This is a genomic window from Halioglobus sp. D3-4 (assembly GCF_055809315.1).
Genome location: NZ_CM147907.1, coordinates 2,727,078 through 2,752,484 on the forward strand (window position 1 = coordinate 2,727,078; position 25,407 = coordinate 2,752,484).

General features: G+C 54.0%; 19 protein-coding genes. 9 read left to right on the forward strand and 10 right to left on the reverse strand.

Going from position 1 to position 25,407, the window contains the following annotated elements:
- Nucleotides 1–410: 410 nt before the first annotated feature.
- Together AC0L6S_RS11745 and AC0L6S_RS11750 are read left to right on the forward strand one after the other, a co-directional pair.
- A complete protein-coding gene (locus tag AC0L6S_RS11745) occupies nucleotides 411–1,574 on the forward strand; it encodes a hypothetical protein (RefSeq protein ID WP_473424162.1) in 1,164 nt (387 codons plus the stop codon).
- Between the two features lie 734 nt (nucleotides 1,575–2,308).
- Nucleotides 2,309–3,481, forward strand: coding sequence for a diguanylate cyclase domain-containing protein (locus AC0L6S_RS11750; RefSeq protein ID WP_473424163.1), 1,173 nt, complete (start codon nucleotides 2,309–2,311; stop codon nucleotides 3,479–3,481).
- Between the two features lie 3 nt (nucleotides 3,482–3,484).
- Here AC0L6S_RS11750 and AC0L6S_RS11755 read toward each other — a convergent pair whose 3' ends face one another.
- Nucleotides 3,485–4,912, reverse strand: a complete 1,428-nt coding sequence (locus tag AC0L6S_RS11755; RefSeq protein ID WP_473424164.1) for an MFS transporter — start codon at nucleotides 4,910–4,912, stop codon at nucleotides 3,485–3,487.
- 79 nt (nucleotides 4,913–4,991) lie between these two features.
- Nucleotides 4,992–5,969, reverse strand: a complete 978-nt coding sequence (locus AC0L6S_RS11760) for an alpha/beta fold hydrolase (protein WP_473424165.1) — start codon at nucleotides 5,967–5,969, stop codon at nucleotides 4,992–4,994.
- A gap of 193 nt (nucleotides 5,970–6,162) precedes the next feature.
- Between AC0L6S_RS11760 and AC0L6S_RS11765 the strand changes: the two genes are divergently transcribed.
- The 3 genes from AC0L6S_RS11765 to AC0L6S_RS11775 all read left to right on the forward strand — a co-directional run bounded on the left by AC0L6S_RS11765 (nucleotide 6,163) and on the right by AC0L6S_RS11775 (nucleotide 9,380).
- On the forward strand, nucleotides 6,163–6,798 hold the full coding sequence (locus AC0L6S_RS11765; protein WP_473424166.1) for a TetR/AcrR family transcriptional regulator: 636 nt from the start codon (nucleotides 6,163–6,165) through the stop codon (nucleotides 6,796–6,798).
- Between the two features lie 125 nt (nucleotides 6,799–6,923).
- Nucleotides 6,924–7,844: a sterol desaturase family protein gene (locus AC0L6S_RS11770; protein WP_473424167.1), complete on the forward strand. Its 921-nt coding sequence runs from the start codon at nucleotides 6,924–6,926 to the stop codon at nucleotides 7,842–7,844.
- A gap of 27 nt (nucleotides 7,845–7,871) precedes the next feature.
- The gene (locus AC0L6S_RS11775) at nucleotides 7,872–9,380 is read left to right on the forward strand and encodes an alpha-L-fucosidase (protein WP_473424168.1); all 1,509 of its coding nucleotides are present in this window, start codon (nucleotides 7,872–7,874) and stop codon (nucleotides 9,378–9,380) included.
- Nucleotides 9,381–9,591: 211 nt separating this feature from the next.
- Here the strand turns inward: AC0L6S_RS11775 and AC0L6S_RS11780 are convergent, their stop codons facing one another.
- The 4 genes from AC0L6S_RS11780 to AC0L6S_RS11795 all read right to left on the reverse strand — a co-directional run bounded on the left by AC0L6S_RS11780 (nucleotide 9,592) and on the right by AC0L6S_RS11795 (nucleotide 15,526).
- Nucleotides 9,592–10,284, reverse strand: coding sequence for a hypothetical protein (locus AC0L6S_RS11780; protein ID WP_473424169.1), 693 nt, complete (start codon nucleotides 10,282–10,284; stop codon nucleotides 9,592–9,594).
- 261 nt (nucleotides 10,285–10,545) lie between these two features.
- Entirely contained in the window at nucleotides 10,546–11,352 is an 807-nt protein-coding gene (locus tag AC0L6S_RS11785; protein ID WP_473424170.1) for a hypothetical protein, read from the reverse strand.
- 291 nt (nucleotides 11,353–11,643) lie between these two features.
- Nucleotides 11,644–13,680 (reverse strand): S8 family peptidase, encoded by a 2,037-nt coding sequence (locus AC0L6S_RS11790; RefSeq protein ID WP_473424171.1) that lies wholly within the window; start codon nucleotides 13,678–13,680, stop codon nucleotides 11,644–11,646.
- Nucleotides 13,670–15,526: a two-component system response regulator gene (locus AC0L6S_RS11795; protein ID WP_473424172.1), complete on the reverse strand. Its 1,857-nt coding sequence runs from the start codon at nucleotides 15,524–15,526 to the stop codon at nucleotides 13,670–13,672. Before AC0L6S_RS11795 ends, AC0L6S_RS11790 begins: the two co-directional genes overlap by 11 nt.
- Nucleotides 15,527–15,621: 95 nt before the next feature.
- On the opposite strand from AC0L6S_RS11795, the gene AC0L6S_RS11800 reads away from it, so the two are divergent.
- The gene (locus AC0L6S_RS11800) at nucleotides 15,622–16,851 is read left to right on the forward strand and encodes a GGDEF domain-containing protein (protein ID WP_473424173.1); all 1,230 of its coding nucleotides are present in this window, start codon (nucleotides 15,622–15,624) and stop codon (nucleotides 16,849–16,851) included.
- A 29-nt stretch (nucleotides 16,852–16,880) separates the two neighbouring features.
- On the opposite strand, the gene AC0L6S_RS11805 is transcribed toward AC0L6S_RS11800, so the two are convergent.
- Nucleotides 16,881–18,587: a putative bifunctional diguanylate cyclase/phosphodiesterase gene (locus AC0L6S_RS11805; protein ID WP_473424174.1), complete on the reverse strand. Its 1,707-nt coding sequence runs from the start codon at nucleotides 18,585–18,587 to the stop codon at nucleotides 16,881–16,883.
- A gap of 401 nt (nucleotides 18,588–18,988) precedes the next feature.
- On the opposite strand from AC0L6S_RS11805, the gene AC0L6S_RS11810 reads away from it, so the two are divergent.
- Complete coding sequence (locus AC0L6S_RS11810) at nucleotides 18,989–19,801, forward strand: enoyl-CoA hydratase/isomerase family protein (RefSeq protein WP_473424175.1); 813 nt, start codon at nucleotides 18,989–18,991, stop codon at nucleotides 19,799–19,801.
- Here AC0L6S_RS11810 and AC0L6S_RS11815 read toward each other — a convergent pair whose 3' ends face one another.
- The gene (locus AC0L6S_RS11815; RefSeq protein ID WP_473424176.1) at nucleotides 19,802–20,299 is read right to left on the reverse strand and encodes a nitroreductase family deazaflavin-dependent oxidoreductase; all 498 of its coding nucleotides are present in this window, start codon (nucleotides 20,297–20,299) and stop codon (nucleotides 19,802–19,804) included. It abuts the gene before it with no gap.
- A gap of 106 nt (nucleotides 20,300–20,405) precedes the next feature.
- On the opposite strand from AC0L6S_RS11815, the gene nadA reads away from it, so the two are divergent.
- Nucleotides 20,406–21,479 carry a quinolinate synthase NadA gene (gene nadA, locus AC0L6S_RS11820; RefSeq protein ID WP_473424177.1) on the forward strand — a complete coding sequence of 358 codons (1,074 nt, stop codon included), beginning with the start codon at nucleotides 20,406–20,408 and terminating at the stop codon, nucleotides 21,477–21,479.
- A gap of 4 nt (nucleotides 21,480–21,483) precedes the next feature.
- Here the strand turns inward: nadA and AC0L6S_RS11825 are convergent, their stop codons facing one another.
- Nucleotides 21,484–23,016 carry a M48 family metalloprotease gene (locus tag AC0L6S_RS11825; protein ID WP_473424178.1) on the reverse strand — a complete coding sequence of 511 codons (1,533 nt, stop codon included), beginning with the start codon at nucleotides 23,014–23,016 and terminating at the stop codon, nucleotides 21,484–21,486.
- 139 nt (nucleotides 23,017–23,155) lie between these two features.
- Between AC0L6S_RS11825 and AC0L6S_RS11830 the strand changes: the two genes are divergently transcribed.
- Nucleotides 23,156–24,127 (forward strand): phytanoyl-CoA dioxygenase family protein, encoded by a 972-nt coding sequence (locus tag AC0L6S_RS11830; RefSeq protein ID WP_473424179.1) that lies wholly within the window; start codon nucleotides 23,156–23,158, stop codon nucleotides 24,125–24,127.
- 70 nt (nucleotides 24,128–24,197) lie between these two features.
- Here AC0L6S_RS11830 and AC0L6S_RS11835 read toward each other — a convergent pair whose 3' ends face one another.
- Nucleotides 24,198–25,388: a phytanoyl-CoA dioxygenase family protein gene (locus AC0L6S_RS11835; RefSeq protein WP_473424180.1), complete on the reverse strand. Its 1,191-nt coding sequence runs from the start codon at nucleotides 25,386–25,388 to the stop codon at nucleotides 24,198–24,200.
- Nucleotides 25,389–25,407: the final 19 nt, after the last annotated feature.

Below are 25,407 nucleotides of genomic sequence, written 5' to 3' on the forward strand. Positions count from 1 at the left end.
AATGTAGTGCACTCCCTCAATCCATCCTATCGGGAATAGCGTTGAAACCGAAGCTTTGAAGGCAGGCTGCGGGAGATCACATTTACTCCTGCACACCTCGTGCGCCTTACTGCAATCGGCCTCAACGTCTTGATGTACCGGAATGGCGAACCTCCTCGCTATTTGGCAAAAGGCCGGATTCATACCATATTTGACTTTTGTCACGGTGCAGGCCCTGCGTATTAAGTACGCTCCTTCACAGATACGGCCGGACTTCGCACGAGTGCTCGCTCGACAATCAGTACGCCCCGTTACCGTAAGGACGTGCCTAACCCAAGCCGGGGTGGGAGGGGCGGATTCTGTGAGCAATAGGCGCTTTACCTAAGCAAATACCGGAATGGCGCCACAGTGACCTCAGGACTTCCATAACAATGAACAAATTACTCTTTTCAGGAATCATCGTCGCGCTCACTGCTGGCGCAATTCTCTCGGGCTGCAGTGACGGCAATGACTCAACACCGGCGCTTGTAACCTCACCGACACCAAAACCAGAGCCAGCACCGGCTCCTGACCCAACCGTTCCGGACCCCAGGTTTGAGCTGGCTGCCACTGTCACCGATGGCTGGTGCGTGGAATCCTTTCGCGTCACCTCAGGCTTTGCGGAGAGTACACTTGGCGATACCGACATCCTGAACGATCTGTACACCGAGCGCACACCTTTTTCCGGCGCCAAATCAGTGGTTGATGCGTCACTGGATCCCGCAATTGAATTGCGGGCTTACTCCATACCCTGGTGTATCCCTGAACTTCCTGCGCCGGCAGACCTGTCGGAGCATATACTCTGCAAGATGCCGAACCAAACGCGCGTTTCTGAGGTGCTTGGACTCACTCCGGATAGTGCTGTCGGTACCTGCCGGGAGCGCAATGAGGCCGCTTTCGAGTGGGCCCTGGCACAGCTGACAGAAGTGGAACTGATGGAATACCGCGCCAATGGTATACCCATTGAGTTTCTAGATGACCAGGTAGTGGAACGGGGCGGCGACTGGTTACTTCTGGCGCCCCACTTTATGCCGGACAGCGACGGCAACTACGAACTGTCATCACCATCGCTACAGACACCCTATATTCCCAGCAATGACAACGATTCACTGGATGGCGTTCACTACTGCACCCTATTTACACCGGAACAGGCTCTATACTGGGTACTGCACCGGGGGCTGAAAGAAGATCCGGGCAAATGTGTATCCGAGGACGTGTGCCTTGAGCCCGAGCTTGTGCCGGAGGGCAGCTGTATTTTTTACTTCGAAGCTACTGTCACTCACATGTGTGAGGAGTATCGTGGCCCTTACTGGGATCAGGATCTAAGCACAGAGAAATGCGCATCGAGAGGCGGCTCCTACTCTACCGACAGATGCTTTGAAAGGGGCGAAGAAATTGCGATTCTGGACAGCGACGACAGTGGTTTCATAGGAACATGCGATGTTGCCTGCGGTCAGGAAGAACGGATCTGGTATATGTTCAGCCAACCTCCAGGCACTAATCCCGCCACAGAATTTTGCTTCACCCCCGCTGAGGGTCACCCTTTGCTGCAATAGATAGGCATACTGAGGAAGAACTGAAGTCAAGCGTGTCGTGTTCTGCGGTCTGCTTTCTGCGCGAACAAGAGTAGCACCCAGCCAACCCTCTTCTGGCAGCATCGGGAAGCCGAAGTCGTTGCTGACGCAATCAGCTTCAACCTCGCGATTCAAACAGGGAGACTTACAACAGGCTCACAGCCCAAGTGCAGACACGGGTACTATCCAATGTGCCCCCTCGCCTAACAGGTAAAAGTCCTCCACATAGCGCTCACCGGATATCTGTCTGGCAACTCTCCCAGCGGCCACTCGGCCAGTACCCAGGCATAGTCGATCTGATCGCATTACACGCCAGTTGGTAGGGCCCGTCTAGCTCGTGTACAGACTTCCATTCAAACCGGATCTGACAAGTTTTAATGCTAAAGGCAAGGGGATTAGAGCCGAAAGCTATCAGCAAATCAAAGGGTTACGCTCCCCCTAAAACTTGTAGTAGACTTTTGCCCATATCCGTCTCACAGCACTGGTGAGATGGAGTACTCCCGAAGGTCGCATTGATGGAACGCCCTCCACGGTGAGCACGATATTAATAATTTCGCTAAACATCCATCGTGGTAACGCTTTATCAAAAGAATCAGAGACAATGCTGAGAAGACCTCCGGGGTTCCAGCCTCGAAACTCACGCGCACTGCACCGTCTCGGCGCCAATGGCTTAAAGGCTCCCCGAAATTTACTGATCGGCGTTACCAGGTAGGGCTATGGGTCTGATCTTTCGCTTTTTCGATTTCTTCCTGCCGGCCAGCCTGCGTAACAATCCGGCAGATTCGCTGCGCGGTTATATCATCATTGGAATGATCGCAACGAATATTGCGGTTAGTCTTTTCATGCTTATCATCCTGCTCTACTTCCTCGAGCTGGAACAGAATACCGTTATCGGTGTCGGACTCGACCTGGCCTGCCTACTGGCCTACCTGGCCGCTCTCATTCTACTTAAAACCACCGAGAGCCTCGTATTCTGCGCCAACTTTCTGCTTACCGTTCTTACCCTGGTGATTGCGATTGGCATTCAGATCACAGGCGGATATTGGGATTCTCCGGTGCTCCAGTTGACATTACAGTTACCGGTAACCGGGTTCTTGCTGCTCGGTCTAAGACCAGGCATCTTCTGGGTGGGAGTCACCGCTGTACTGTGTTTTGGCTCCTACCTCAGCGCGCACTTCGATATTGGTGCCGTGCAATTACTCCAGAGCCAGAGTCTGATCGACGCAATGTATGTCGCCTTTCAGTACACACTGCTGGTGATTGTTGGTGGTGCGCTCATTGTATACGAGATCATTAACGGCCAACTCACGGGAATTCTCAATGAGGAGAGAAACCGCTTTGAGCACAAGGCAAGCCACGATGACCTTACCGGCATACCCAATCGATTCGAATTTTTTCGCAGGCTGAAATCCGGGCTTGACGAAGCACGGGAGCGAGACCAGAAAGTCGCCGTTGTCTATATCGATCTAGACGGATTCAAACCTATCAACGACATGCTGGGACATCACATGGGAGACGAGGCTTTGAAAGAAGTCGCGAAACGCCTACACAGCATCCTGCGACTGGCAGATACCACCGCCCGCCTCGGAGGCGATGAATTTGCGTTAATCCTACCCGGTATTCGTTTTCCCTATGACGTTGAAAATATTATGCCCAAGTTGCTGTCGGCGATTAAAGAACCAATCAGCGTCAACGGTGTGGATATGGTAGTGAAAGCAAGCTGCGGGGTAGCGGTTTTCCCTGTGCATTCAGTGGATCTCAGCGCACTGTGTCGATATGCCGATATGGCGATGTATCGTGCCAAAGAAGCGCAGGACACCTATCTCATATTTGATGAGAGCATGAAAAAACACAAGCATCGGCGCTCCACGCCCGCGACACCGACCTGAACCTTATCCCAGGTCGACGCGCTGTCCCTGTGCCGCAAGTTCGGACACAACTCTGGCATGATCCGCTCGACTGAGCTTCAGCCGTGTAAAGAACAGAAATGCCACCATTGCGAGACAGGCAATCGTACCCAGTGTGAACCAACCCAACGACTGCAGTACTTTTTGGCTCACAGCCCCGGGCGCCGCACCGGGAGCGATACCGGACAGATCAATCACGATACCCGCCAAAAGCGAACCGGCACCGGTCGTCGCTTTGCTTACGAACGATCCGGCGGCAAACATCACGCCCTCCTGACGGCGACCGGTGGCCACCTGCTGCTCATCCAGGATATCGGCCCACAGGGATATACTCAGCGCCTGCAGTGCGACAATCAGCGTAACGGCAATACCCAGGTTCAACAGTTGCAGCGGGTAAATCAATGCATGTCCATTTTCAGGAAGCAGCCCCAGCAGGCGCGCCCCGATAAACCACACTACATTGATTGCAAGGCCAAAGCTGACTGCGGCAAGCAAAGTCGGTTTATCGAAACGTCGCCCAAGGCCATTGAGAAGTACGAATGCGAGCAATGTACCTATGGCGGTAGGTGCAATGAATCCAGCGAGTTGATCTGTACTGAATTCCCAGAAGTAGGTGCCGAGATACAAGCCCAGTGTGGTATAGACCCCGGCGCACATACCAAAAGCCAGAGTCGCACCCATGGATACCCTGAAGTTACGATTGCCTAAAATCAGCTTTAAATCACCCAGCGGTTGGGACCAACTGAACGCCGTCCCGGGAGCGGCCTGTGGCAAACGCGGTATTGCTGAACGGGTACCCAAGATACATACCAGTGCAGCTAAAGCAGCGACCAACGCCGACAATACGCCATAGTGCCAATAGTTGGCTTCTACCAATCGCCCATCTATGCCGTTCTGGGATGGGAAAAACATTGTGAAAGCAATAGCGGGCAGTAACATGCCAGCCAACCAGCCCATAGTCACGCGGGCCTTGGCAATCACTGTGCGTTCATCATAGTCCGTGGACAACTCCGCTCCCATCGCCGAAAACGGAATATAGTAAATCGTCAGAAAAGTACGAAGGAGCAACGAGACTGTCAGCAACCAGGCAAACATTCCCAGTTCGCCTAGCCCCCCGGGCGGGGTAAACAGAGCGAGAAAGAGCAACGCAGTCGGGAAGCCGCCCGCCACGAGTAACGGGTGGCGCCGACCCCAGCGCGTGCGCAGGCTATCCGACCAGCTACCCACGATGGGATCTGAAATAGCATCCCAGGACAGCGCGATAAACATCGCCAGCCCGGTCAGTGTGCCACTTAAACCCTGGACCTGCGTATAGTAGAACACCACGAAATTGACGTAGGCAGCGTCCTTTACGGAGAACGGCATATTGCCTATCGCGTAGGTCCATTTTTCCATGGCTGAAAGCGGCTGCATAGTGCTTATTATTCTCCAGTACCGTACTGCTCAGACCCTTGAACTGTACTGCATTGTATATTTCAGAGACTATCGGGTTTCATTGAAACCGGCGCTGCAACCAGCCACAAAGATGCGCACTAACGGTACCGGCCTGTTCGCGCTGCACCCAGTGTCCGGCGTTTTCGACCAAATGCATCTCAAGATCACTGCAACGCTCAGGCATGTCGGCTGCAAATTCGGGGCGCAACGCAGGGTCTCTGTCAGCCATCAGCATCAGACACGGCAAGCTCAGAGCGACCACCCCGACATCCGGATGCGCCTCGGCATTATTATCAATATTACGGTACCAGTTGATACCCCCGCGAAAGCCCGTGTGTGTGAACGCAGCAACATAGTGCTCGTAGTCTTCCCTCTCGAGTAAAGGCTCCCCCAGTGAAGGCGCCTCCTCTATTCCCAGGAAGGGGTTCATATTCAACTTGCCATCAGCAAACGCCGCAGCGTAAACCTCTTCCAGCGGCGGCGCCGTACGCATAATTTTCGACACTATGGCCGAAACATGCTGATCCATGTATCTCTCAGCCTCGCCCGGCAGTTGGAACCAGGCCACATACTGCCGCTCTATTTCACCGCCCACTAAATCGCTGTGCGTCGCCACACTGGGAAACGGCATATAGGGTGTGCACGCCGCCGCAACGCCAGACACCCGCTCGGGGTGTAAAACCGGCATCGCCCAAGTGACAAACCCACCCCAATCGTGACCGACGAATACCGCTTTATCTATCCCAAGTACATCCAGCAAAGCAACCAGATCGCCCGTCAGTTCATCCAGCGAATAGGCTTCGACACTACGAGGGCATGAGCTTCCACCATAGCCGCGCATATCCGGTGCGATTACGTGAAAGCCCTGTTGGGCCACTGCAGTCAACTGATGCTGCCAGCCTATGGCCAAGTCTGGAAATCCATGGACAAACACCACGGCTGGACCTTCGCCAGCTTGGTAAGTCGCTAGATGAAAGTCAGAATCTCCCGCGCGGCCGGGTAATACGATATCCGAAAGGGTAACAGTGACGGGCATTTTGTCTCCTTTAACTGCGGGGATCGTCCAGCGAGAACCTGCTGCCACTTAGAAAAAACCAGCACCTGATCTTCAGCTGGACTTCGCGGCCATACGCGGTTGCCAGCGGCCAGTTTGTCGGATAGCATGACACCTGTCAATTTATTGCGACCCCCAGTCATTGACCCTGTGGAATCATAGGAAGCGCATTAACATGGCTACCAGAGCGAGAGGTCGACCAGCGCAATGCGCGGTCACCGATGAAGATCTACTGGACGCAGTACTGCAGTCCTTTGGCGAATATGGCTATGAAGGGACATCAGTGCGAGAAATTGCACGCCGACTGGAAGTCAGCCACAACCTCATCCCACAGCGGTTCGGATCCAAGGAAAACCTGTGGTATGCAGCGGTCGACCACGGCTTTGGTCGACTCAGGAAAGACCTGAACCGCGAGGCAGAGACACTAGGCAGTGACGAGCTGTTGATTTTGCGCGGATTGATCAGCAGCTTTATTAAAATCAACGCCCGACACCCCTCACTACTACAAATCATCAATCAGGAGGCCTGCCAGCCAGGACCCAGACTGGACTACGTATTCGACAGATATATCAAACCGGTGCGCGACTTTGGCGAGGCGTGGCTTACTCGCCTGGCAGATGAGGGGCGCATTCGTCCTGTCTCGGTAAGTTTGTTCTACTTTTTAATGACGCACGGCGCAGGCGGCATGCTCGCAATGCCCGCGCTAACCAAGCGGCTGGACAAGGGCGGAAAGCCTCAATCCAGACGATCTATTCAGAAAGATGCACTAAGTGCGGTGGAAGTATTTTTCGACGGCTTGCTCCCGCGCTAGCTTACGCTCACGCAGGTGGATACATATATAAACTGGCAGCTGTCACACATTCAGACTGTCATCAACATTGAGGGAAGGTCAGAACGGCCATCAGGCAATCTGATCAGCCCCAAGGAGAGTCCAGGTTGACCACAGAGCACGTAAAACCCCAGGCTCCACTGGCATTTCAATGGGGAATATTTCCTCTTGTGATGGGATCAGCGGTGGCCGTCTCATGGTGGCTGATGCGCGGTGGTATGGAGCCAGCACTGGCCATACTAGGACCACAGGTCGCCGCCTTTATCATCGTCGCAGTCTGCGAGCACATTTACCCCTATCACCAGAGTTGGAACCAGAGTCACGCCGATGTCAGCGTCGATGCCCGGCATGCAATAGGTATCGGCATCCTGCTCGCTGTCATCACACCTGTTGCTGTCGCGATAGGGGTAGCCATAGGGGGCTGGCTATCTGACAAATTTGGGATCGGACTGTGGCCCACTGAGTGGCCTCTGCTGGCACAGATCGCTCTTGTACTTGTCGTGGGAGAGCTTCCGGGATACTGGGTCCACCGCTTTGAACACCAGTGGGAAGGACTGTGGCGTTTTCATGCCGTACACCACAGCGCCCCGCGCCTGTACTGGCTGAACGCCGGGCGATTTCACCCAATAGATTCCTTCATGACATTCGCCCCCTCTTATTTGCTACTAGTCATTATGGGTAGCGGCGAAGTCATGCTGGCCTATTTCGGTGTGATCACAACCATACATGGCATTTTTCAACACGCTAATATCCAGCTCAGACTCGGTCCATTAAACTGGTTTTTCAGCATGGCGGAACTGCATCGCTGGCACCACTCCAAAACTGTGTTCGAAGCCAACCACAACTACGGACAAACTATCAGCGTCTGGGACTGGGTCTTCGGCACGAGGTATCTCCCGCGTGACCGGCAACCTCCCGAGGAAATAGGCCTTGCGAATCTACCCGCGTTCCCAATGACGTGGTGGGCGCAAATTCTCTCTCCTTTTCGCTGGGGCCAAATAAAAAAGAACTGTGAAAAACCAGATTGAACGTAGATCTTGAATAGGACTAAGTAAATGCCAATAAAATTGTTTTCCATGTCAATACGCGGTGTTTTTATTACCCTGGCTTTCGCTCTTGTCAGTGCCTGCGCGGATCCAGTTTCGGAACAGGCGCTGCTCCGTTCGCGGGAAATACCGCAATGGTTTGACGATGCCAAACTGGGAATCTTTATCCACTGGGGGCCGGCTTCCGTTCCCGCGTACGCCTATGGTCCTCCTCTGCAGCCGGGCGAGCTTGAACAGGTTATGTTTGGTGACTCTCCCCGCAAAGACTTACCGTATGCAGAATGGTACCTCAACGCCATGAACTATCCGGACAGCGAAACCGCGCGCCACCACGCCCAGACATATGGCGATGCGCCGTACACAGATTTCAAACCAGTATACGAGCAGCGCATCAACGAAAAGTGGGACCCGGAAGCCTGGGCTGAGCTTTTCCAGAATGCCGGCGCCAGATATGTCGTACTGGTAACTAAACACCACGACGGCTACACCCTGTGGCCCAGCGAAATCACCAACCCTCACCGTGAGAATTGGGGTTCGCCCCGAGACATGGTAGGTGAACTAGCCGCGGCAGTACGCGCACGGGGTATGCGCTTTGGCACCTACTATTCCACCGGCCTGGACTGGAGTTTCCTGATGTATAACGATGGCGATCGCATACAGGACATCATGCGCAGCGCTCCTGCGAGTCAGGACTACGCCGATTATGTCTACGCGCAAATGGCGGAATTAATTGATCGCTATCGCCCCGATGTACTGTGGGCCGACATCGGATATCCCTCAAAGGGCCGACAGAGCGAACTCTTCGAATACTATTTCTCGAAGGTTCCAGACGGCACCGTAAATGACCGCTGGGGAGCCGTTGACGTGTTGGGTCAGATCGCGAGTATTCCTGGTGCCACATGGGTGATGAAGACACTGGGCAAAATGATGCTATCCAACCAGTCGTCAGTCATGGAGGATGATCCAGCCCGCCCTGGGTTCAAGACGGCCGAGTACGACAGCTTCTCCGACATTCCGCCTTTCAAATGGGAAGCTACGCGCGGTCTGGGTGGCTCTTTCGCCTACAATACCAACGAAACTGCGGCCGACATGTTGACCGGCGCAGAACTTATCGACTACGTAGTGGATACCGTCTCCAAAAACGGCAACGTATTGATAAATGTCGGCCCCGACAGCTACGGCCAGATTCCAACCATACAGCAAACACCGCTGCTCAAACTGGGCGCCTGGTTGTCAACTAACGGAGAGGCGATCTACGGAACACGCCCCTGGATCCGTTACAAGAACCAGCGCGGTCGCGAGTTACGCTATACACAAACAGACGAGGCGCTTTACGCCATTGTGATCGGCGAAGCAGCGGAGGGCAGCATCACCATTGAATCTCCGGGAATCTCCTGGGAAGAACTAGACGTTCTGGGCGCTCAAGTGGTCGGTATCGAAGAGCAGGAGGGCCTCGTGACTGTGACTATCGATAGATCGCTACCTGGCCCGGCAGTTGTGGTGCGCTACAGCCTATAACACGCGCGATGCGCGCAGCGAACGCAGGACTATTCAGCTCTTGGGGCATCGCCAGTACGGGCTTGATATTTTAAGGCTTCAGGTTTTCCATTGAATCTTCCAGCGCCACACATTCACTCGGCAGGATGATTGCTTAGCTTCTACGAGACTCGGCGAAGTGGATTACAGCAGTACTGAACCCGTTAAGACAGATGCCTACACTACTACGACACTAGAAAGGGGCTGCCTCGCCCCAGTCAATTTCCTGCGCATTGCTTCCGGGCGAACGCTCCGCTCGCTTGTAGTCGCTGAAGGATATCTCGACCAATGACTCAAAGTTCTTGAAGAATCCCAACTTCCCCGAGGCATGGGATTCAAGTCGGTTCAACAAATTCTCACCCTGCTGCTGCTTGAATTGCAGCGTCAATCGGTATATGTCTACCGTGACTGAGAATGCGGGAGAGAGTTGTCCAGAGTTAGAAATCTCAATTTCGTCTACCTGCCCTGAACTCAAGTTCAGCAGCAGGGATCCCCGAAGTTGATCGCTAGCGCCCTCCTCCAACGCCTTAACTCTTGGCACAAATGAGAACCGCGCCAAATCACCATCAGCTTTTCGCAATTGCAACGTTTGGCCATCTACCATGTAACCGTACCCCACCGCCTCGGGGTCCAGCCCATCTACCCGCTCAACCTCTGACTTATAAAATTCGTCCTTGCGATCTTCATCAGGCGCCACACCATTTACACTAATCAATTGTCGCCGTTCATACTTCCCGCGGTAGGGGTTACTTTGGATAACGCGAAGTTCGTCTCCCTCAACCACTTCCATGGTAAAAAACCAGTCTTCCTCGAGGTCAGTTCTGTCCAAATGTTGTAGTGCGGACTCCACTGCGGAAGACAAATTCGCATCTGCAGTCTCGCTCACCGGACTTGCCAGCGCAGTCAACCCCCAAACACATTGACAAAACAGTACGGCGAACACAGATCGTCTTAGCATAACGACTACCGAACATTGAATATTTTCAGGACCGCTCTGCGATAATCTTTCAAAGCGAGCTGCACCAATTTTTTAGCGTAGGAAACTTGAAGCGAAGGAGGAATAAGTAGCAGCAATCCAGCTCAGAGAGAGCTGGATTACGCCTAGGAATTGACTACTTGTCTAATTGGGGGACCGCAAGAGAAGCTACTAGCGACGTGCCCAAGGATTACGCGCCTGCTCAGAGAAGTCGCGACGTGCCCAAGGGTTACGTGCTTGCTCGGAGAAGTCGCGGCGTGCCCAGGGGTTACGCGCCTGCTCAGAGAAGTCGCGGCGTGCCCAAGGGTTACGAGCCTGCTCAGAGAAGTCGCGGCGTGCCCAAGGGTTGCGTGCTTGCTCAGAGAAGTCGCGGCGTGCCCAAGGGTTGCGTGCTTGCTCGGAGAAGTCGCGGCGTGCCCAAGGGTTGCGTGCTTGCTCAGAGAAGTCGCGACGTGCCCAAGGGTTGCGTGCTTGCTCGGAGAAGTCACGACGTGCCCAAGGATTACGTGCTTGCTCGGAGAAGTCGCGACGTGCCCAAGGGTTACGTGCTTGCTCGGAGAAGTCACGACGTGCCCAAGGGTTACGGGCCTGCTCAGAAAAGTCGCGACGTGCCCAAGGGTTACGGGCCTGCTCAGAGAAGTCGCGACGTGCCCAAGGGTTACGCGCCTCTTCGCTATAGCTAAAAACTGCGTCCCCTTCAAGAGAACGGCCCCACTTGTTGCCGCCTTCCGACTTTTCCCATTGGGATTCAGTAGCTCCTGCATCAGGCTTTTGACCCCACTTGTAACCGCTAGAACCAGATGCATATTTGGTATCTGCTGCCAAGCTATAGCTCACACGGTGAACCAACTTCCCCGCACTCTCTTGAGCTTCTACCTTAGCTTCAGCAGTCTCTGTAACCACTACAAAAGAGGACAAAGACAAAATAGCTGCAACACTGGCTACGCCCGCATAACCGATTATTTTGATGGTTCTCATAACTTAACACCCGCCTCATTAATTCATTTGCACAAAATATGTGGACCACTACACATACCTAACCCAGACATAAAACCTTTGTCGCATTTTATAACCGGGATGCTTGACGTATTTATACGGGGTGTGATTTGAGAATTATAGGTATCTGTATACCCATTTTGGGGCAGGTGGCTCCAGGTAGTCCCGAAAGAGGGTGAGAGAAGGACTTCCCGACAAAGATCGAGCAAGTGTAGAGGGGGTTGTATCAATGAAGCTAGACATCGAGCTAACCACTAAGGGTCAATCTGCGGGTTATGGTGGGGGCTTCCCTGGAGCGCGCGAAAGCTCTTCTATGAGTTCCTTTTCCTGCAGGTAGAGTTTTAACCAATCTCTATTTGCGGGATTACTCGTCCAGCCGCTAGCTGGGTCTGGGTCGAGCCTTTCGATGTGATCTTTTACACCCCACTTTCGAGTGCGGCTCATACCCTTCTCACTGGGTTCGGTGGAAACCATGGCGCCAAGGCCTGGCAGGGTTGGGCTGCCGTCGTAATTGACTATTGCGGGACCGTAGCCATTGCCCTTGTTCCCCAAATCAAGTGCCATATCAAAATCAGGATTCCCACAACCTCTCTCGCCCAAAGTAACCGCGCGGATGGCAGTGACATAGCCATAACCCTGTTGAAAGGGGCTATAGGCGAGCTTGCCATCGCGGTTAATTGCCGGCTCAGCACTGCTGATCAATTTGCACTTCAGATCGTCCGGCGTCAAGTCAGGCTCGAGTTGAAGCAACAGTGCAAGCAGCCCGGAGACGAAGGCACTGGCCTGCGAGGTTCCAGTTGAAACGAACTCGCCGGTTCGCAACACATCCTCTGGCTGCTCCTTAACTATCTCCGAGTCAGGGTGAATCAACCCCGTCATGTGGCCACCCAGAGCAACGATATCGGGCTTCACATACCCACTTGGAGTCGGCCCGCGCGATGAAAAATCAGGTATATAGTCATCGTCCCGCGTCTCTGGTGTCCAGGAGTCCGTCACTGCCCCCACAGTTATTACGTATGGGACATTCCCGGGGGAACCAATAGTCTCCACTTCCGGCCCATCATTCCCGGCGGCGGCCACTACGGCGATGCCTTGAGCCCAGGCCCGCAATGTCGCTTGAGCAACAGGGTCTTCCCAATACGGCCAGCGCGGCGTCTGCGAGAACGAGAGGTTCAGAATACGGATGTTATATTTTTCCCGGTTATCGACCACCCACTGAATGGCACGCACAATTTCCAGCACGTGGGCAAATCCGTCCCGGTCCAGCACTTTTACTGCCACCAAACCCGCATCGGGGGCCACCCCTTTGAAGGTACCTGTCGGGCCATCCTTTCCTATCGTTTCGCCACTGTGGGCGATGATGCTGGTCATATGGGTTCCGTGCCCGCTCTCGTCGACAGCTTCCTCATCCACCACATCGGTCAATGCGTCATACCGAGCGAGCAGCCGTTTGTTCCCGGCCGTATCTTCCAGGAGGGACCGGTGCTCCCACAGCCCGGAATCCACCACCGCTACCGTCACGCCTTTGCCTGTGACGCCCCGCTGGTGCAGCGCCGTTACACCTGCCACCGTGTTGTAATAATAGTCGCCGTGGTTGTTTTCGTAGCCCGGCACGAGGTCAGTGCTGCAGCCGCCGGAAAAGTCTGCTTTGAGGGTGAAATCCCGCTGACGCAGTGGATTATGAGTATTTTCAAGCGGGATCGACTTGAATTTGATATCCAGATTGGCGCTCTCAGTGAGCACAGGCCGGCGCTCCGTAGGGAAATTCACTGTTAGAGAAGTCGCTGCCTCATCAACGTATAGCTCCGACTCGATCTCAATACCACCCAATGCAATAGCCGTTATCGGCCCCATGTCAGCAGGCCACTCAATCTCGAGCTTCTCCATGTAAGCGGGCTCTGGTTGTTTGTTATAGATGGGCCACCTGATGCCCTGCGGGGTCATTTCGAGCTCGATATGACCTCTTACCCTGCAATCAACATCCTCTTCAGGTTCGTCCTCGGGTCGATCAGTATCAGCGAGGTCGTCGATATGCCGCTGAACCAGTGGCGACTCGAGCACCACATTCAACTGCGAGCGGGTCAGCTTCGCTCCCACTGCATCAATTAGATGAAGGTCGTGGGTTACAGTGCCACCGGTGTCTTCTACCAGCAGGGCGATCTCCTCACTGGACGAGCCCTGCAGCAGTACTTGAAGTTGATCAGGCGCGGCGGCCAGAACGGGGAAGTACCATAGCAAACAGATCCATAGCGAAGTTGTGTGCAGGCAATACTTCATCGGCGTTGATTTTTGTTGTTCTTCAGTTGCCAATCACATCTTGAATTTCCGTAGAGAAATTCGCTTGTAACATGTTGGGGACATCTTCTGGGTAGATCGGACGCGCAAAGTAAAACCCCTGCAACAGATCACAGCCTTTTCTGATGAGATACTCCAGTTGCTCTTCGTTCTCAATACCTTCGGCAATCACCCTCAGGTTGAGCGTCTTCGCCAACGCCAAAATAGCATCGACGATGGCAGCGCCATCCGGGGTATCGAGATCGGATACAAAGCTGTGATCGATTTTAAGCGTATTAATCGGAAATCTCTTCAGGTAGCTGAGCGAGGAGTAGCCAGTGCCAAAGTCATCAACCGCCAGATCCACTCCAAGATCTTTTAGCGCACGCAGTTTGGCAATATTGGTTTCAGCATCTGTCATGATCGCGCTTTCAGTCAGTTCGAGCTCCAAACGCCATGGGGGTAAGCCGGACTGCTCAAGGAAGCCGGCGACCCATTCGGGCAAATTACTCTGATTGAACTGCAGCGGTGATATATTCACACAAACCCGGAAAGTCTTAAGGCCCAGAGTGTCCCAGTACAGACAATGCCTGGCGACTTCACTCATCACCCACTCGCCCAGCTCAATAATTTGCCCGGTACTCTCTGCCACGGGTATAAATTCTTGCGGGGACACCATGCCTCTGGTGGGGTGCTTCCAGCGCACTAGCGCTTCCATACTGACAACTTCACCGGTTATCGAATCCACCTGTGGCTGATAGCGTAGCTCCAACTCGTGATTGCGCATGGCCTCGCGCAACTCCTCTTCCATCTTGAGCTGCTCGAAGGCTTTGGCATTCATCTCCTCATTATAAAACCGATAGCAGGCCCGACCCTCGGCCTTTGCAACATACATCGCTGTGTCTGCATTGCGAATTAGCGTATCGGGATCAGCACCATCCTGAGGGTAAAGCGCGATACCGATACTGGGTGTTACTACCGGATTATGTGATTGCAGGGCGATAGGTTCAGAAAGACTATTCAGAATTCGCCGAGCCACCTTTTCTATATCCGCAAGCTCGGAAACATCCGATAGCACGACCGTGAACTCATCTCCCCCCAATCTGGCAATTTCAGTCGTGCCATCTCCGACCTCCTCATCTTCAGCACTACTATCGGACAAATAGTTAATTGCGTCTTCTTCCCTGAGCTCCATGGTGAGCCTTTTGGCGATTTCCACCAGCAGGCTGTCCCCGCGGGAGTGGCCAATCGAATCATTGATTCGCTTGAAGTGATCCAGGTCAATAAACAGCAGTGCTGCCGATGTCTTGTGCCTCTGGCTACGCTTGAGGAGCCGGTTTAACTGCTCGTTGAAACTGCGCCTATTGGGCAGACTAGTGAGTGGGTCGTAATATGCGAGATAGCGGAGTCGATCCTCCTGCCTCTTCAACGAATTGAATGCACTGCTTGCGCGCAACATATACTGTACATCGCGACCCAACAGCGACCAGTTCACCGGTTTAGTACGGTACTGTGTTGCTCCCGCATCAAAGCCCTGATCAATGGATTGCCTGTCATCCGACCCGGTAACAATCATAATCGGGATCGACTCTCCCTGCGGCAACTCCCGAATTCGCTGACAAGCTTCCAAGCCTGTCATACCGGGCATCTCTACATCCATAAAAACCAAATCAGGTCTTTCTCGCACGAAAACATCAATGGCCTCAAAGCCATTCGAAGCCTCAACGACAATCATACTTTCCGCTTCCAAACACTGCCGTGTCAGAAAACGCACGTTCTGATCATCGTCTACTACGAGAATCTTTGCTTGATGATGTATGGGATCTGTAGTCGACATCTGCAACGGGAGATAATGCGTTTGGAGGTGTTTGTAGGCTATCATTACTAAGACCTCGCGACTAGTGCGAATAGATGTAATGGGGAAGGGGTTCTAGCCGGCAGTTGATGCTTCGATCCCGGGGGAGAAAAAAGGACGCGATGCGGTTGTACCCGGCAGCAATTCTAAAAATCCTACTGCCGGCTGCGCTGATCTGCGGGGCTTACATCGGCCGTGCTTATCTGGACCTGCTGGGCGACGACTTACAAGTCATTGTCGACAACCTCACCTATTTGGTCTGCTTTGTTGTGGTGCTGGTGGCCTACCAGTTCAACCGGAGTAGGATCATGATGGCGTCGTTCGGTGTCGCTGTTTTTTACTGGGCGGTGCAACACTATTTGCAGGTCAGCCTCGCTCAGCCCGATGCCTGGCGTAGCTATCTTGCTATCAGCTTCACGCTGCCCGTCCTCATGCTCTACCTGTTGCTTATCCCCGAGAAAGGCATTTGGAATCTCTATGGTTTGGTTTTTTTCCTGGCATTTTTCCTGCTTGGGCTGATTTGTGTTCAACTCGCTCCCTGGCTGCCTGAAGCCAATGAAGCCGCGGCCGAGTACTACGCTCCTCGGCCGTCGGAAAACTACGTTCTTTCACTCGGTGTAACTCTCTTGGTGGCGCTGGTGACTTTGGTGGGGGCTGTACTCCTGTACATACGCAACGATGAAGTTGAAGGGGCACTACTTGGGGCCTTCCTTTCACTCTATCTCGTGCTTGCACTTCTCCATATCGAACACATTTCGGCCTCGATGTGCACCGCTGCGGCACTGTGCCTGCTGTGGGGGCTCCTACGTAGTTCTCATGCAATGGCCTATCGGGACGAATTAACAGGCATACCGGGGCGTCGGGCGCTTAACGAAAAACTGAACATGTTGGGCGGTAGCTTCACTATAGCAATGCTGGACGTCGATCATTTCAAGCGGTTTAACGACACCTACGGCCACGATGTTGGTGACGAGGTATTGAAACTTGTCGCCTCACGTGTGCGCGGTGTCGGTAGTGGAGGAACCGCTTATCGTTACGGCGGAGAGGAATTCTGTATTGTGTTTCCACGACGAACGGTAGAGGAGACAGTTGCACCTCTGGATCGTGTGCGAGAAGAGATCGGCAACTATACCATGTCGCTACGAGACCGGAACCTGCGCCCGGCGCGTACCCGCGAGGGCACTCGAAAGCGCGGCGCAACACGGGTTGGAAGCGATCAGTTTTCGGTCACTATCAGTGCGGGTATCGCAGCTAGAAGTGCAGACCACCCGGACCCTGAGTCAGTGCTCGCTGCCGCAGACAAGAAACTGTATCAAGCCAAGAAAGCTGGTAGAAACCGGGTTGCCTACTGAATAATGTTCCGTAGAACAGTGCTAGATTATCAGGACAATAGTTGGTTGCGACGTTTCTCGCGCTGTTCCTGCACAAAACGCGGCAGATTTTGCAGAGGTATCGCCGGACTGTAATAGAAACCCTGCACTTGCTGACAATGGTGATCGCGGAGAAACTCAATCTGCTCGTGGGTTTCTGCGCCCTCGGCCACTACCAGCATCCCAAGACGACGCCCCATTTCGATAATCATTGTGCAGATGGCTTCCTGATGCTTGTTATGCGGTAAGTCACGCACAAAGCATGCATCAATTTTAAGTGCCGAGATCGGTAATTCGGTGAGGTGCGAAAGTTGCGAGAAACCTGTCCCAAAATCGTCCAGTGAAAAAGAAATCCCCAGTTCTCGCAGCTCGTCCATACGCGCCTTGATGCCACCCGGGCCCTTGAGAATAGTCGACTCGGTGAGCTCGAATTCCAGTCGTGCCGGGTTCGCCCCACTGCGGGAGATGATATCTTTGACGATCGCGACAAACCGATCGTCCTGAATCTGGGAGAAAGAAATATTGACCGCCACATCGACATTGGGCAACTTTTGCTCTTTCAGCCACACCTGGGCACTACAGGCGTGCTGAATGACCTGATAGCCAATCGTTTTCATCAACCCCATGTCTTCACAGGCTGAAATAAATTCTCCCGGTGCCACCAGCCCCCGCTCCGGATGATTCCAGCGCAACAGCGCCTCCAGCCCCACCAATTGGCCAGTCGCCAGATCTATTCGCGGTTGGTAATGCAATTCGAACTGATTCTTGCGCACAGCCGTGCGCAATTCGGCAGCCAGGGAACTGTTGCCGGAAATATCGAACGTAAGCCGGTCAGAATAGCGAACAAAACGACCACCCTCCATGCTTTTTGCCTGTTGCATGGCGCTGCGTGCCAGTTCCACTAAATCCGCAAATTCCACACCGTCTTCGGGGTACATCGCCGCACCGATACTGGCCTCCACAGCCACCTGTTGATCGCTGAGGATCATCGGTGCAGAAATTGACTTGAGCATCTTCTCGGCGATGAGTTCAACATCGACAGGTGAGCTAACGTCTTCAAGCACGACGGCAAATTCATCACCACCCAAACGGGCAATGCTGTCGGTATTGCGCAATTTATTGATCAGCCGCCGGGAAATCGACTTGATCATCACATCACCATCAGCTTCTCCGTAGTGATCATTGATATTGGCGAACTGATCAATATTGATATACAGGAGGGCTGTTTTAAACCCGTATCGTTCCGAGCGGCCCATCGCTCGCTCTAGATGAGCGCGAAAACCCACGCGATTAAGCGCCCCGGTCAGAGTATCGCGGTTGGATAGTTGCCGTATTTTCTCCCTGGCCTGTTTTAACTGTATGCTGTAATCCAGAATCCTGTGCACCAGGGCATCCTGCAACTGCCCGCGAATCAGGTAATCCTGCGCGCCCAACTCCTGAAGCTGCGTAATAGTCGCTTGATCAGCGTCATCGAGCAACAGAATCAGCGGAGCAGCGGTCTCATTCTTACTTGCAAGTCGCAGCAGGTATTCTGTCTCCGGACCATGCGCCATGATGACAGCGTCAATCATTGGGTCCAGAAGCGCCTCCAGTGGTCGCTCCATGGATTCTGAGGAGGCAAGATGGAACCGCTCTGGCCGCGCGCGTTCCAGAGACGCGGAAAGAATAAGGTGGTCAGTCTTTTTTTCAGAAATAATCAGTACTGTATGCTGTTCCACGCTCGCTTCCTGGCCAAGAACTGATTTTATCGTCGCTGTGAGGGACACTAACCGGTCAGGCCGCCCCTTATTAGTACACGCGCCACACAGTGTTTATTCTTTATATAACATCAAGTTATACTGGATTACTAAATAATATTCTAGTAAATGTTTCTATAAAAGTACCAAAAGCTATTTTTCTACCATCGGGAAAGACTAAGACCGACATGGCACCCCCTCCGATTCACTAGTGATATCGCTCGGTTGCAAGTGTTCCTGAAAATTGGCCTCCATTACAATGGCACGCGCTGCCGGATAGAGTAGTTTGGAGGCCCTATCGCCTGCACGCCGTTGCTGACTTCGCGGCGAGCCGGCGCAGGCCGATCTTGGCTTGTTGGCCCCAAAAAGGACAAATATTGCTAATGAATGAAACACTCAAACTCGAAATTATCGACCAGATAGCGGTCATCACGTTGAGCCGACCGGATGCCTATAACACCCTTACGACCTCAATCATTGAGGGGCTCGGAGCTGCCTACCAGCGCTGCGACGAGGATGACGATATTCGAGTCGCTGTAGTCACCGGCGCGGGCAAGGCTTTTTGCGCAGGAGCCGACATGAGCGGCGGAGGAAGCACTTTTGACGGCGCGGCGCAAGAAACTACGGTCAACTCCTGCCCGCTGAGCATGCAGGCCTGGGAAGTACGCAAACCGGTAATCGCGGCCTGTAACGGACACGCCATCGGTGCCGGACTCGGGCTGGCGATGCAGGCGGATATGCGCGTATTCGCCAATGAAGGGAAGTATGGCTTCCTACAATCGCGTCGCGGCGTAGTCGCTGATTTCGCCATAGAATACCTGCTCCCGAGGCTGGTGGGGTTTGAACGGGCCTTTGAGTTGCTGGTTCGCGCGCCGCGGCTGTCTGGTGAGGAAGCCCTGGACTGGGGACTGGCTGGTCGCTGTGTGCCGGCGGCAGAAGTGCTGGATACCGCGCTGGAGATCGCCCGCGATATCGCCATCAATTGCGCGCCCCTGGCAGCGGGGCTGCACAAACACCTGCTCTGGCGAGGCCTGGCCACCAGCCTCAACGATATAGCCACCCAGGAAAGCATGGCACTGAATCACACCATGTCGACCCCCGACGCGATTGAGGGTGGCGCCGCCTATGTGGAGCGCCGCTCACCGAACTGGTGCGCCAGCATCAACCGGGACTGGCCGGAGTGGCTTCAGGACTGATCAACTGGAAACGGGCTGGCAGCTAAATACCGGAATATTACGGTCGGTGCGTGCCTGATACTCGTCGAAATCCGGGTACATGGACAACAAATGCGGCCAGAGCTCTGCTTTCTCCTGATCGCTGACCTGACGAGCCGTATAGGCCTCCTCCTTGCCGTCGACCATAATCAGAATATTCGGATGCGCCACGATATTGTGATACCACACGGGGTTTTTATTCATACCACCCTGCGAGGCGACCAACAGCTTGTTTTCCCCATGCGGCAGATGGATCAGGGCGATACGTCGCGTTTTCCCTGACTTGGCGCCCTTGGTTGTAACAATGCACACGGGATATCCCCCTATGAACTTATTCATTAGGCGGCCTTTGCTGGCGCGGAATATCGCGACATTCAGTTTGGTGGCCCAACGCATAAAAAACCGGACCACCGGCACCTGACTCTCCTTGATGGGCCGAACATCTTCCCGGCGCGTCCTCACATATTCATACTCAACCATACTGCCTCCCTCCAAACTCCGACTGTATAAATGTAAAAGACAAAAATCACTCGCAACCAAACTATGCTAAACTGGCGCCTCGTTTTTTCCTGCGTTTTAGCCGAGCATGAGTCTAGCATCCGACAAACTGGAATCCATCCGAGAGCAGGTACAGTACCATCTCGATCACGCTGAGCAAATGAAGCTGACTCCTGATCAGGAGCGGGTGCTAAAGCAGCAGATCAAGGCGATGCTGATACGGGAAAACGCTGTCATCGTGGCGCACTACTATACCTCCCCAGCAATTCAGGCACTGGCTGAAGAAACCGGCGGCTGCGTGTCTGACTCTCTGGAAATGGCACGTTTTGGTCACGACCATCCGGCCAGCACGCTGATCGTTGCCGGCGTCAAATTCATGGGCGAGACAGCTAAGATACTCACGCCGGACAAGCGGGTGCTGATGCCTACGCTGGAGGCCACTTGCTCGCTGGATTTGGGCTGCCCCATCGACGAGTTTTCCGCATTTTGTGATCAACACCCCGATCGCACGGTCGTGGTCTATGCCAACACCTCCGCTGCGGTAAAAGCCAGGGCAGACTGGGTTGTTACATCGAGTATTGCCTTGGATGTTGCCGAACATCTGGCCGATCAGGGGAAGAAAATCATCTGGGCGCCGGACCAACACCTGGGCAATTATGTGCGCAACCAGACAGGTGCGGATATTCTGATGTGGGATGGTGCCTGCATAGTACACGAGGAGTTCAAAGCTCGCGGTATCGCCGATTTGAAACGCGTGTATCCCGATGCAGCGGTGCTTGTGCACCCGGAGTCACCCACTTCAGTTTTGGAGCTGGCTGATCGAGTGGGTTCGACCACGCAAATTATTCGCGCCGCCATGGAAATGGACAATCCGCGTTTTATTGTGGCAACGGATCAAGGCATCTTCTACAAACTGCAGCAGCAGGCGCCAAACAAGGAGTTCATTATTGCGCCAACCGCTGGCAATGGCGCCACCTGCCGTAGTTGCGCGAACTGCCCTTGGATGGCCATGAACGACCTGGAGGCACTGGCGCAAGTCTTCTCGCGAGATAATAACGAGGTCTTTGTCGATCCCGCCATCGGAGAGCGTGCCATGCTTCCCCTGCGGCGCATGCTGGATTTCGCCCAGGAAGTACAAGTCACAGTAAAAGGCAACGCCTGAGGGCTCAGAACTCTTCCATCTGTTCCTGCATTCTGGCCACATCCACCAGACGCTGATTAATCCTAGCCGTGACATGAAAGTTATTGCCCGCGAGCTTGAGGGCATAACTAAGCTGTTTTCTGGCCTCATCCAGCGCGCCATTCAAAATAAAATACTCCGCCCGGGATTGGTGCAGTCCCACAATATTTCCTGACAGACCTTGCGCTTCGGCCAGTAAATACCACAGTCCCGGATCACCCGGCCGCCGCTTGCTCTGCGCAACCAACACCTCCTCTGCGATATGCGGCTGCTGGTTTTTCATCAGGGCCGTCGCATAGGCCATTGTCAAAGGCTGGTTGCCCGGCGACACCGCCAATCTGCGCTTTAACTTCTCAGCTGCCTGTGCCGATCTGTTGCGCGCCATCTCAATCTCGGCATCGGCGATGATGTACTCCAACCGGTCTGGACTCCCTGACCAGATAGAATCCAGCTCAAGCGCTGCCTCATCGGCACGACCAGAGGCAGTGAGAGACAAAACCAAGCCGTAAGTCGAAGCTTCCCGCGACCGCGGGTTCCCTTCTAACTCGCCCCGAAACCGTGCTACGGCTTGCGCCGGCGTGTCGGTTAATTCCGTGATTACACGGGCCCTCATCAGCTGGTACTCCAAATCAGGCTCACCGGACTTCTCTGGATACTTTCTCGCCCGGTTGCGCGTGTCTGCTACACGACTTTCCGAGAGCGGATGGGAGCGCAAAAATTCGGGAATCTGCTCACTATTAGAATAGCGCGTCGCCGCCAGCATTCGCTCAAACATGGTGGGAGCGGCGTGAGGATCGAGCCCCGCATCGACGATGGTCTGCATCCCGATACGATCTGCTTCCTGTTCGTTTCCGCGACTGTATTGCAGCGCTGAACTCTGCGCGGCGGCCTGCGTCGCGGATAGTGCCGCCATACCAGCATCACCACCGGCGGTAGCCATCAATACGAAACTGGCAAGCATTGCTGCAAGCGCCACTGGCTGCAGCTTCTGCTGGAACTCCACTCCCCGAGAAAAATGTCGCTGACTCAGGTGAGCGATTTCGTGAGCCAACACGGTGGCTAACTCATCCTCTGTCTCAGCCCACATGAGGAGACCGTTGTGAATCCCGATGACACCACCGGGCACGGCAAAGGCATTAAGGGTGGGGTTATCCACAATCACCAAGTCTATTCGCCTGTCGTCCAACTGGCTATGAGTTGCCAGTTTGTAGATGAGGTTTTCCAGATAATCGAACAGCAGTGGATCATCGACAGTTGGAACCTGGCTGCGAAATTCCCGCAACCATGCACGCCCCAGCTGATACTCAAACTCTGAGGAAAACATACTGGTGCTGGATTCGCCCAGATTGGGAAGTTTGAGCTCTGCCGATTGCGCCAATCCGCCGGAGGAAGCTGTCCATGAAAGCACAAAGGCCAACGTGGTCTGGCGGGCCAGTTTCACCAGAGTCGAATGTTTGAACAATGCACGCAAAATTAAACCGCAACGATATCCACTAAGTTCACCTGTATTGTACTGCATGCGATGAGCTCCAAGACACTGTCGTTTGCTCCACATGTCAACCCGGCGAATTTTCAGTAAATAGTCTGCGCCGGCAAACATCGACGGGGCAAATGAAATGGCATACACTTCCCATGGTTTTTAGTCAGTGAAGTACAGTATGAACGAGTTTGAACTCACTCCAGCCATGCTTGAGTCGCGCGACATCGTGGCGGACTGTAAGCGCATGAGCGAACGAATCGAAGCATACCGAACGCGCGAGGCTAATGCGTCCCCACGCCTGCTTATCCAGCCCCCCTCCAACCCCAGGGTCACTGATCACTGTGTACCGGAAGTTACAGCGGCAGATTTCACCCTCGAGCAGCTGCGCGCTGCGGTTGCTGACCACGGCGGGCTCATCGTCAGGAACATGTTCCCCCAATCTGCTGTCGACACCCTGATTCAAGCGGCAGACCGGGTAATTGATGCCTGCTCGACTACCAGCGCAGATGTGCCGCGCAGCGCTTATCATAATCCGCCCGAAAACCTCCGGTCGATCATGCCAAACAAAAATCGTGAACTTACCAATACCCGAAGTTTTCACCGCAACTCAGGGTCCGCCATGTGTGTTGAGGCGCCCTCTGTAGCGGAGGCCCTGCTGCAACTTTATGAAGAGCTCGGCATTAAGCAACTCATGACCGAATACCTGGGTGAGCCCCCCTGTCTTTCCGCCAAAAAATGGGTCTTGAGACGCTCCAAGCTGCCTGTTGCCGAAGCGGGCTGGCACCAGGATGGCGCCTTCATGGGAACCAATCTGAACAGCCTCAATATGTGGTTGCCGCTGAACCGGTGCGGTGGCCTTACGGGGGCACCAGGCCTGGACGTTGTGCCACAGAGGCTTTATGAAATCGCATCTGCGGAGGGAGCACAGTTCAATTGGTCCGTCAGTGATTCACTGGTGACCGACCGTTTCGCAGAGAATCAGGCCGTTATGATGCCTGAGTTCAACGCCGGTGATGCGTTTTTCTTCGACCATTTGTACCTGCACAGGACACAGTACCGGGAGGACTTCACCAAATTGCGTTACGCGGTTGAGACCTGGTTTTTCGGGGCCACTAGCTTTCCCAAAAATCAGATCCCGATTACCTGGTAGCCGCTTCATTTCACCACCACATAAGGCCCCTGTAATCGGCCCAGAAAGCTGGGTGTAAACACAGGGAAATTCAGCTCTCTCCCCCGGCCGCGCGACTTTCCTTGCGCCGCGTCAAGGCAATATTGTAGGCGAGCTGTTGCTCATAGGCCTCATCGACATGATCCGCTGGCAGCTCATGCAGGGTGGGATCCCATGGCACTTCCACATAATCCTTGTTGCGCCAATAATACTTGAGCGCATCCGATTTCCAGTCCCTGTAGATTTCATCCCAACTGAGCCGGTTGAAGTGAGGCTGCAGACACCCCTCGGTAAGAGCTTCTCCCTCGAGTTGATAGCGAAAATCCACTGACAATCGCATCCGCTCCAAATTGCTGTTTTCCATGGCCTTGTGCACGGTCATCGACGGGAACAGCACAATATCCCCCATTTTGAAATCAGCCCCCACCCAGCGACACGCCAGAACATCTTCGCTTAGAACGGCGCGGCGATTGCCCGCTCCAAGGTGAAACCGCAGTGGCATCACGCCAAACTTGTGCGACCCCTCCATAACAGCCAGGGAACCGTCCTCAATCGCACAATCGGCCAGAGGCATCCAGGCCGCCGTCAAATTTGGAGTACCCTGGTTATTCGGGAAATCCTGATGGGGCGGCGTTGCCAACTCGGGGCTGTCAGGGAAGATGAGTCTGACAATGCTCAGCGGATGAGGGAATACTGAGCTACCAAGCGCCTGTCGCATCACGTCCATCAGGTGCGGTTCGTGTGCCATGCTGTGCAAGGCTTCCAGTTTGATAATTCGGTCATGGGCCTTGAAGAACTGGGGCTGCCCTTCGCGCACCGGGCGCCGAATCGCACGTGCCAAATTACGTTGCGTGCCGCCTTCAATCCAACCTTGGTCGGCGAGAATCTGTGTAATCTGGTCTCGTAAATCCTGCAGAAGGTTCTGCGGAACAATGTTGCGAAAGAACAGATAGCCATCTTTATCCAGCTGCGCGCGGACCTCATCGGGTTTACCGAGAAGACTGTTCGCCTCAAACATCGGCTCAGGCGTAATCTTCTCCGCCATCTTGGGGAACGCCTGAACTCGCATTTCGATCAGGTAGTTCATCAGGGGTTCGCTGCCGCTGGCACGCGCCACCTTTTGTAGCTGGGCAATCCCCGATTCGTAGTCGCCCTCGTCGATCAACGTGTGCACCTGCTCCAACAAAGGGCGGTACTCAGCGAGCTCTTCCGGGAATTTTTCAGGCCCACTCATCTCTGTCATAGGCAACCCTTTATGTAAT

Bases quoted from the DNA above. Each gene is read 5' to 3' on its own strand.
- AC0L6S_RS11825 (WP_473424178.1), bottom strand. From the start codon at position 23,016: ATGCAGTACAATACAGGTGAACTTAGTGGATATCGTTGCGGTTTAATT.
- AC0L6S_RS11755 (WP_473424164.1), bottom strand. From the start codon at position 4,912: ATGCAGCCGCTTTCAGCCATGGAAAAATGGACCTACGCGATAGGCAAT.
- AC0L6S_RS11750 (WP_473424163.1), top strand. From the start codon at position 2,309: ATGGGTCTGATCTTTCGCTTTTTCGATTTCTTCCTGCCGGCCAGCCTG.
- AC0L6S_RS11810 (WP_473424175.1), top strand. From the start codon at position 18,989: ATGAATGAAACACTCAAACTCGAAATTATCGACCAGATAGCGGTCATC.
- AC0L6S_RS11815 (WP_473424176.1), bottom strand. From the start codon at position 20,299: ATGGTTGAGTATGAATATGTGAGGACGCGCCGGGAAGATGTTCGGCCC.
- AC0L6S_RS11760 (WP_473424165.1), bottom strand. From the start codon at position 5,969: ATGCCCGTCACTGTTACCCTTTCGGATATCGTATTACCCGGCCGCGCG.
- AC0L6S_RS11800 (WP_473424173.1), top strand. From the start codon at position 15,622: ATGCGGTTGTACCCGGCAGCAATTCTAAAAATCCTACTGCCGGCTGCG.
- AC0L6S_RS11835 (WP_473424180.1), bottom strand. From the start codon at position 25,388: ATGACAGAGATGAGTGGGCCTGAAAAATTCCCGGAAGAGCTCGCTGAG.
- AC0L6S_RS11745 (WP_473424162.1), top strand. From the start codon at position 411: ATGAACAAATTACTCTTTTCAGGAATCATCGTCGCGCTCACTGCTGGC.
- AC0L6S_RS11830 (WP_473424179.1), top strand. From the start codon at position 23,156: ATGAACGAGTTTGAACTCACTCCAGCCATGCTTGAGTCGCGCGACATC.
- AC0L6S_RS11785 (WP_473424170.1), bottom strand. From the start codon at position 11,352: ATGAGAACCATCAAAATAATCGGTTATGCGGGCGTAGCCAGTGTTGCA.
- AC0L6S_RS11775 (WP_473424168.1), top strand. From the start codon at position 7,872: ATGCCAATAAAATTGTTTTCCATGTCAATACGCGGTGTTTTTATTACC.
- nadA (WP_473424177.1), top strand. From the start codon at position 20,406: ATGAGTCTAGCATCCGACAAACTGGAATCCATCCGAGAGCAGGTACAG.
- AC0L6S_RS11795 (WP_473424172.1), bottom strand. From the start codon at position 15,526: ATGATAGCCTACAAACACCTCCAAACGCATTATCTCCCGTTGCAGATG.
- AC0L6S_RS11765 (WP_473424166.1), top strand. From the start codon at position 6,163: ATGGCTACCAGAGCGAGAGGTCGACCAGCGCAATGCGCGGTCACCGAT.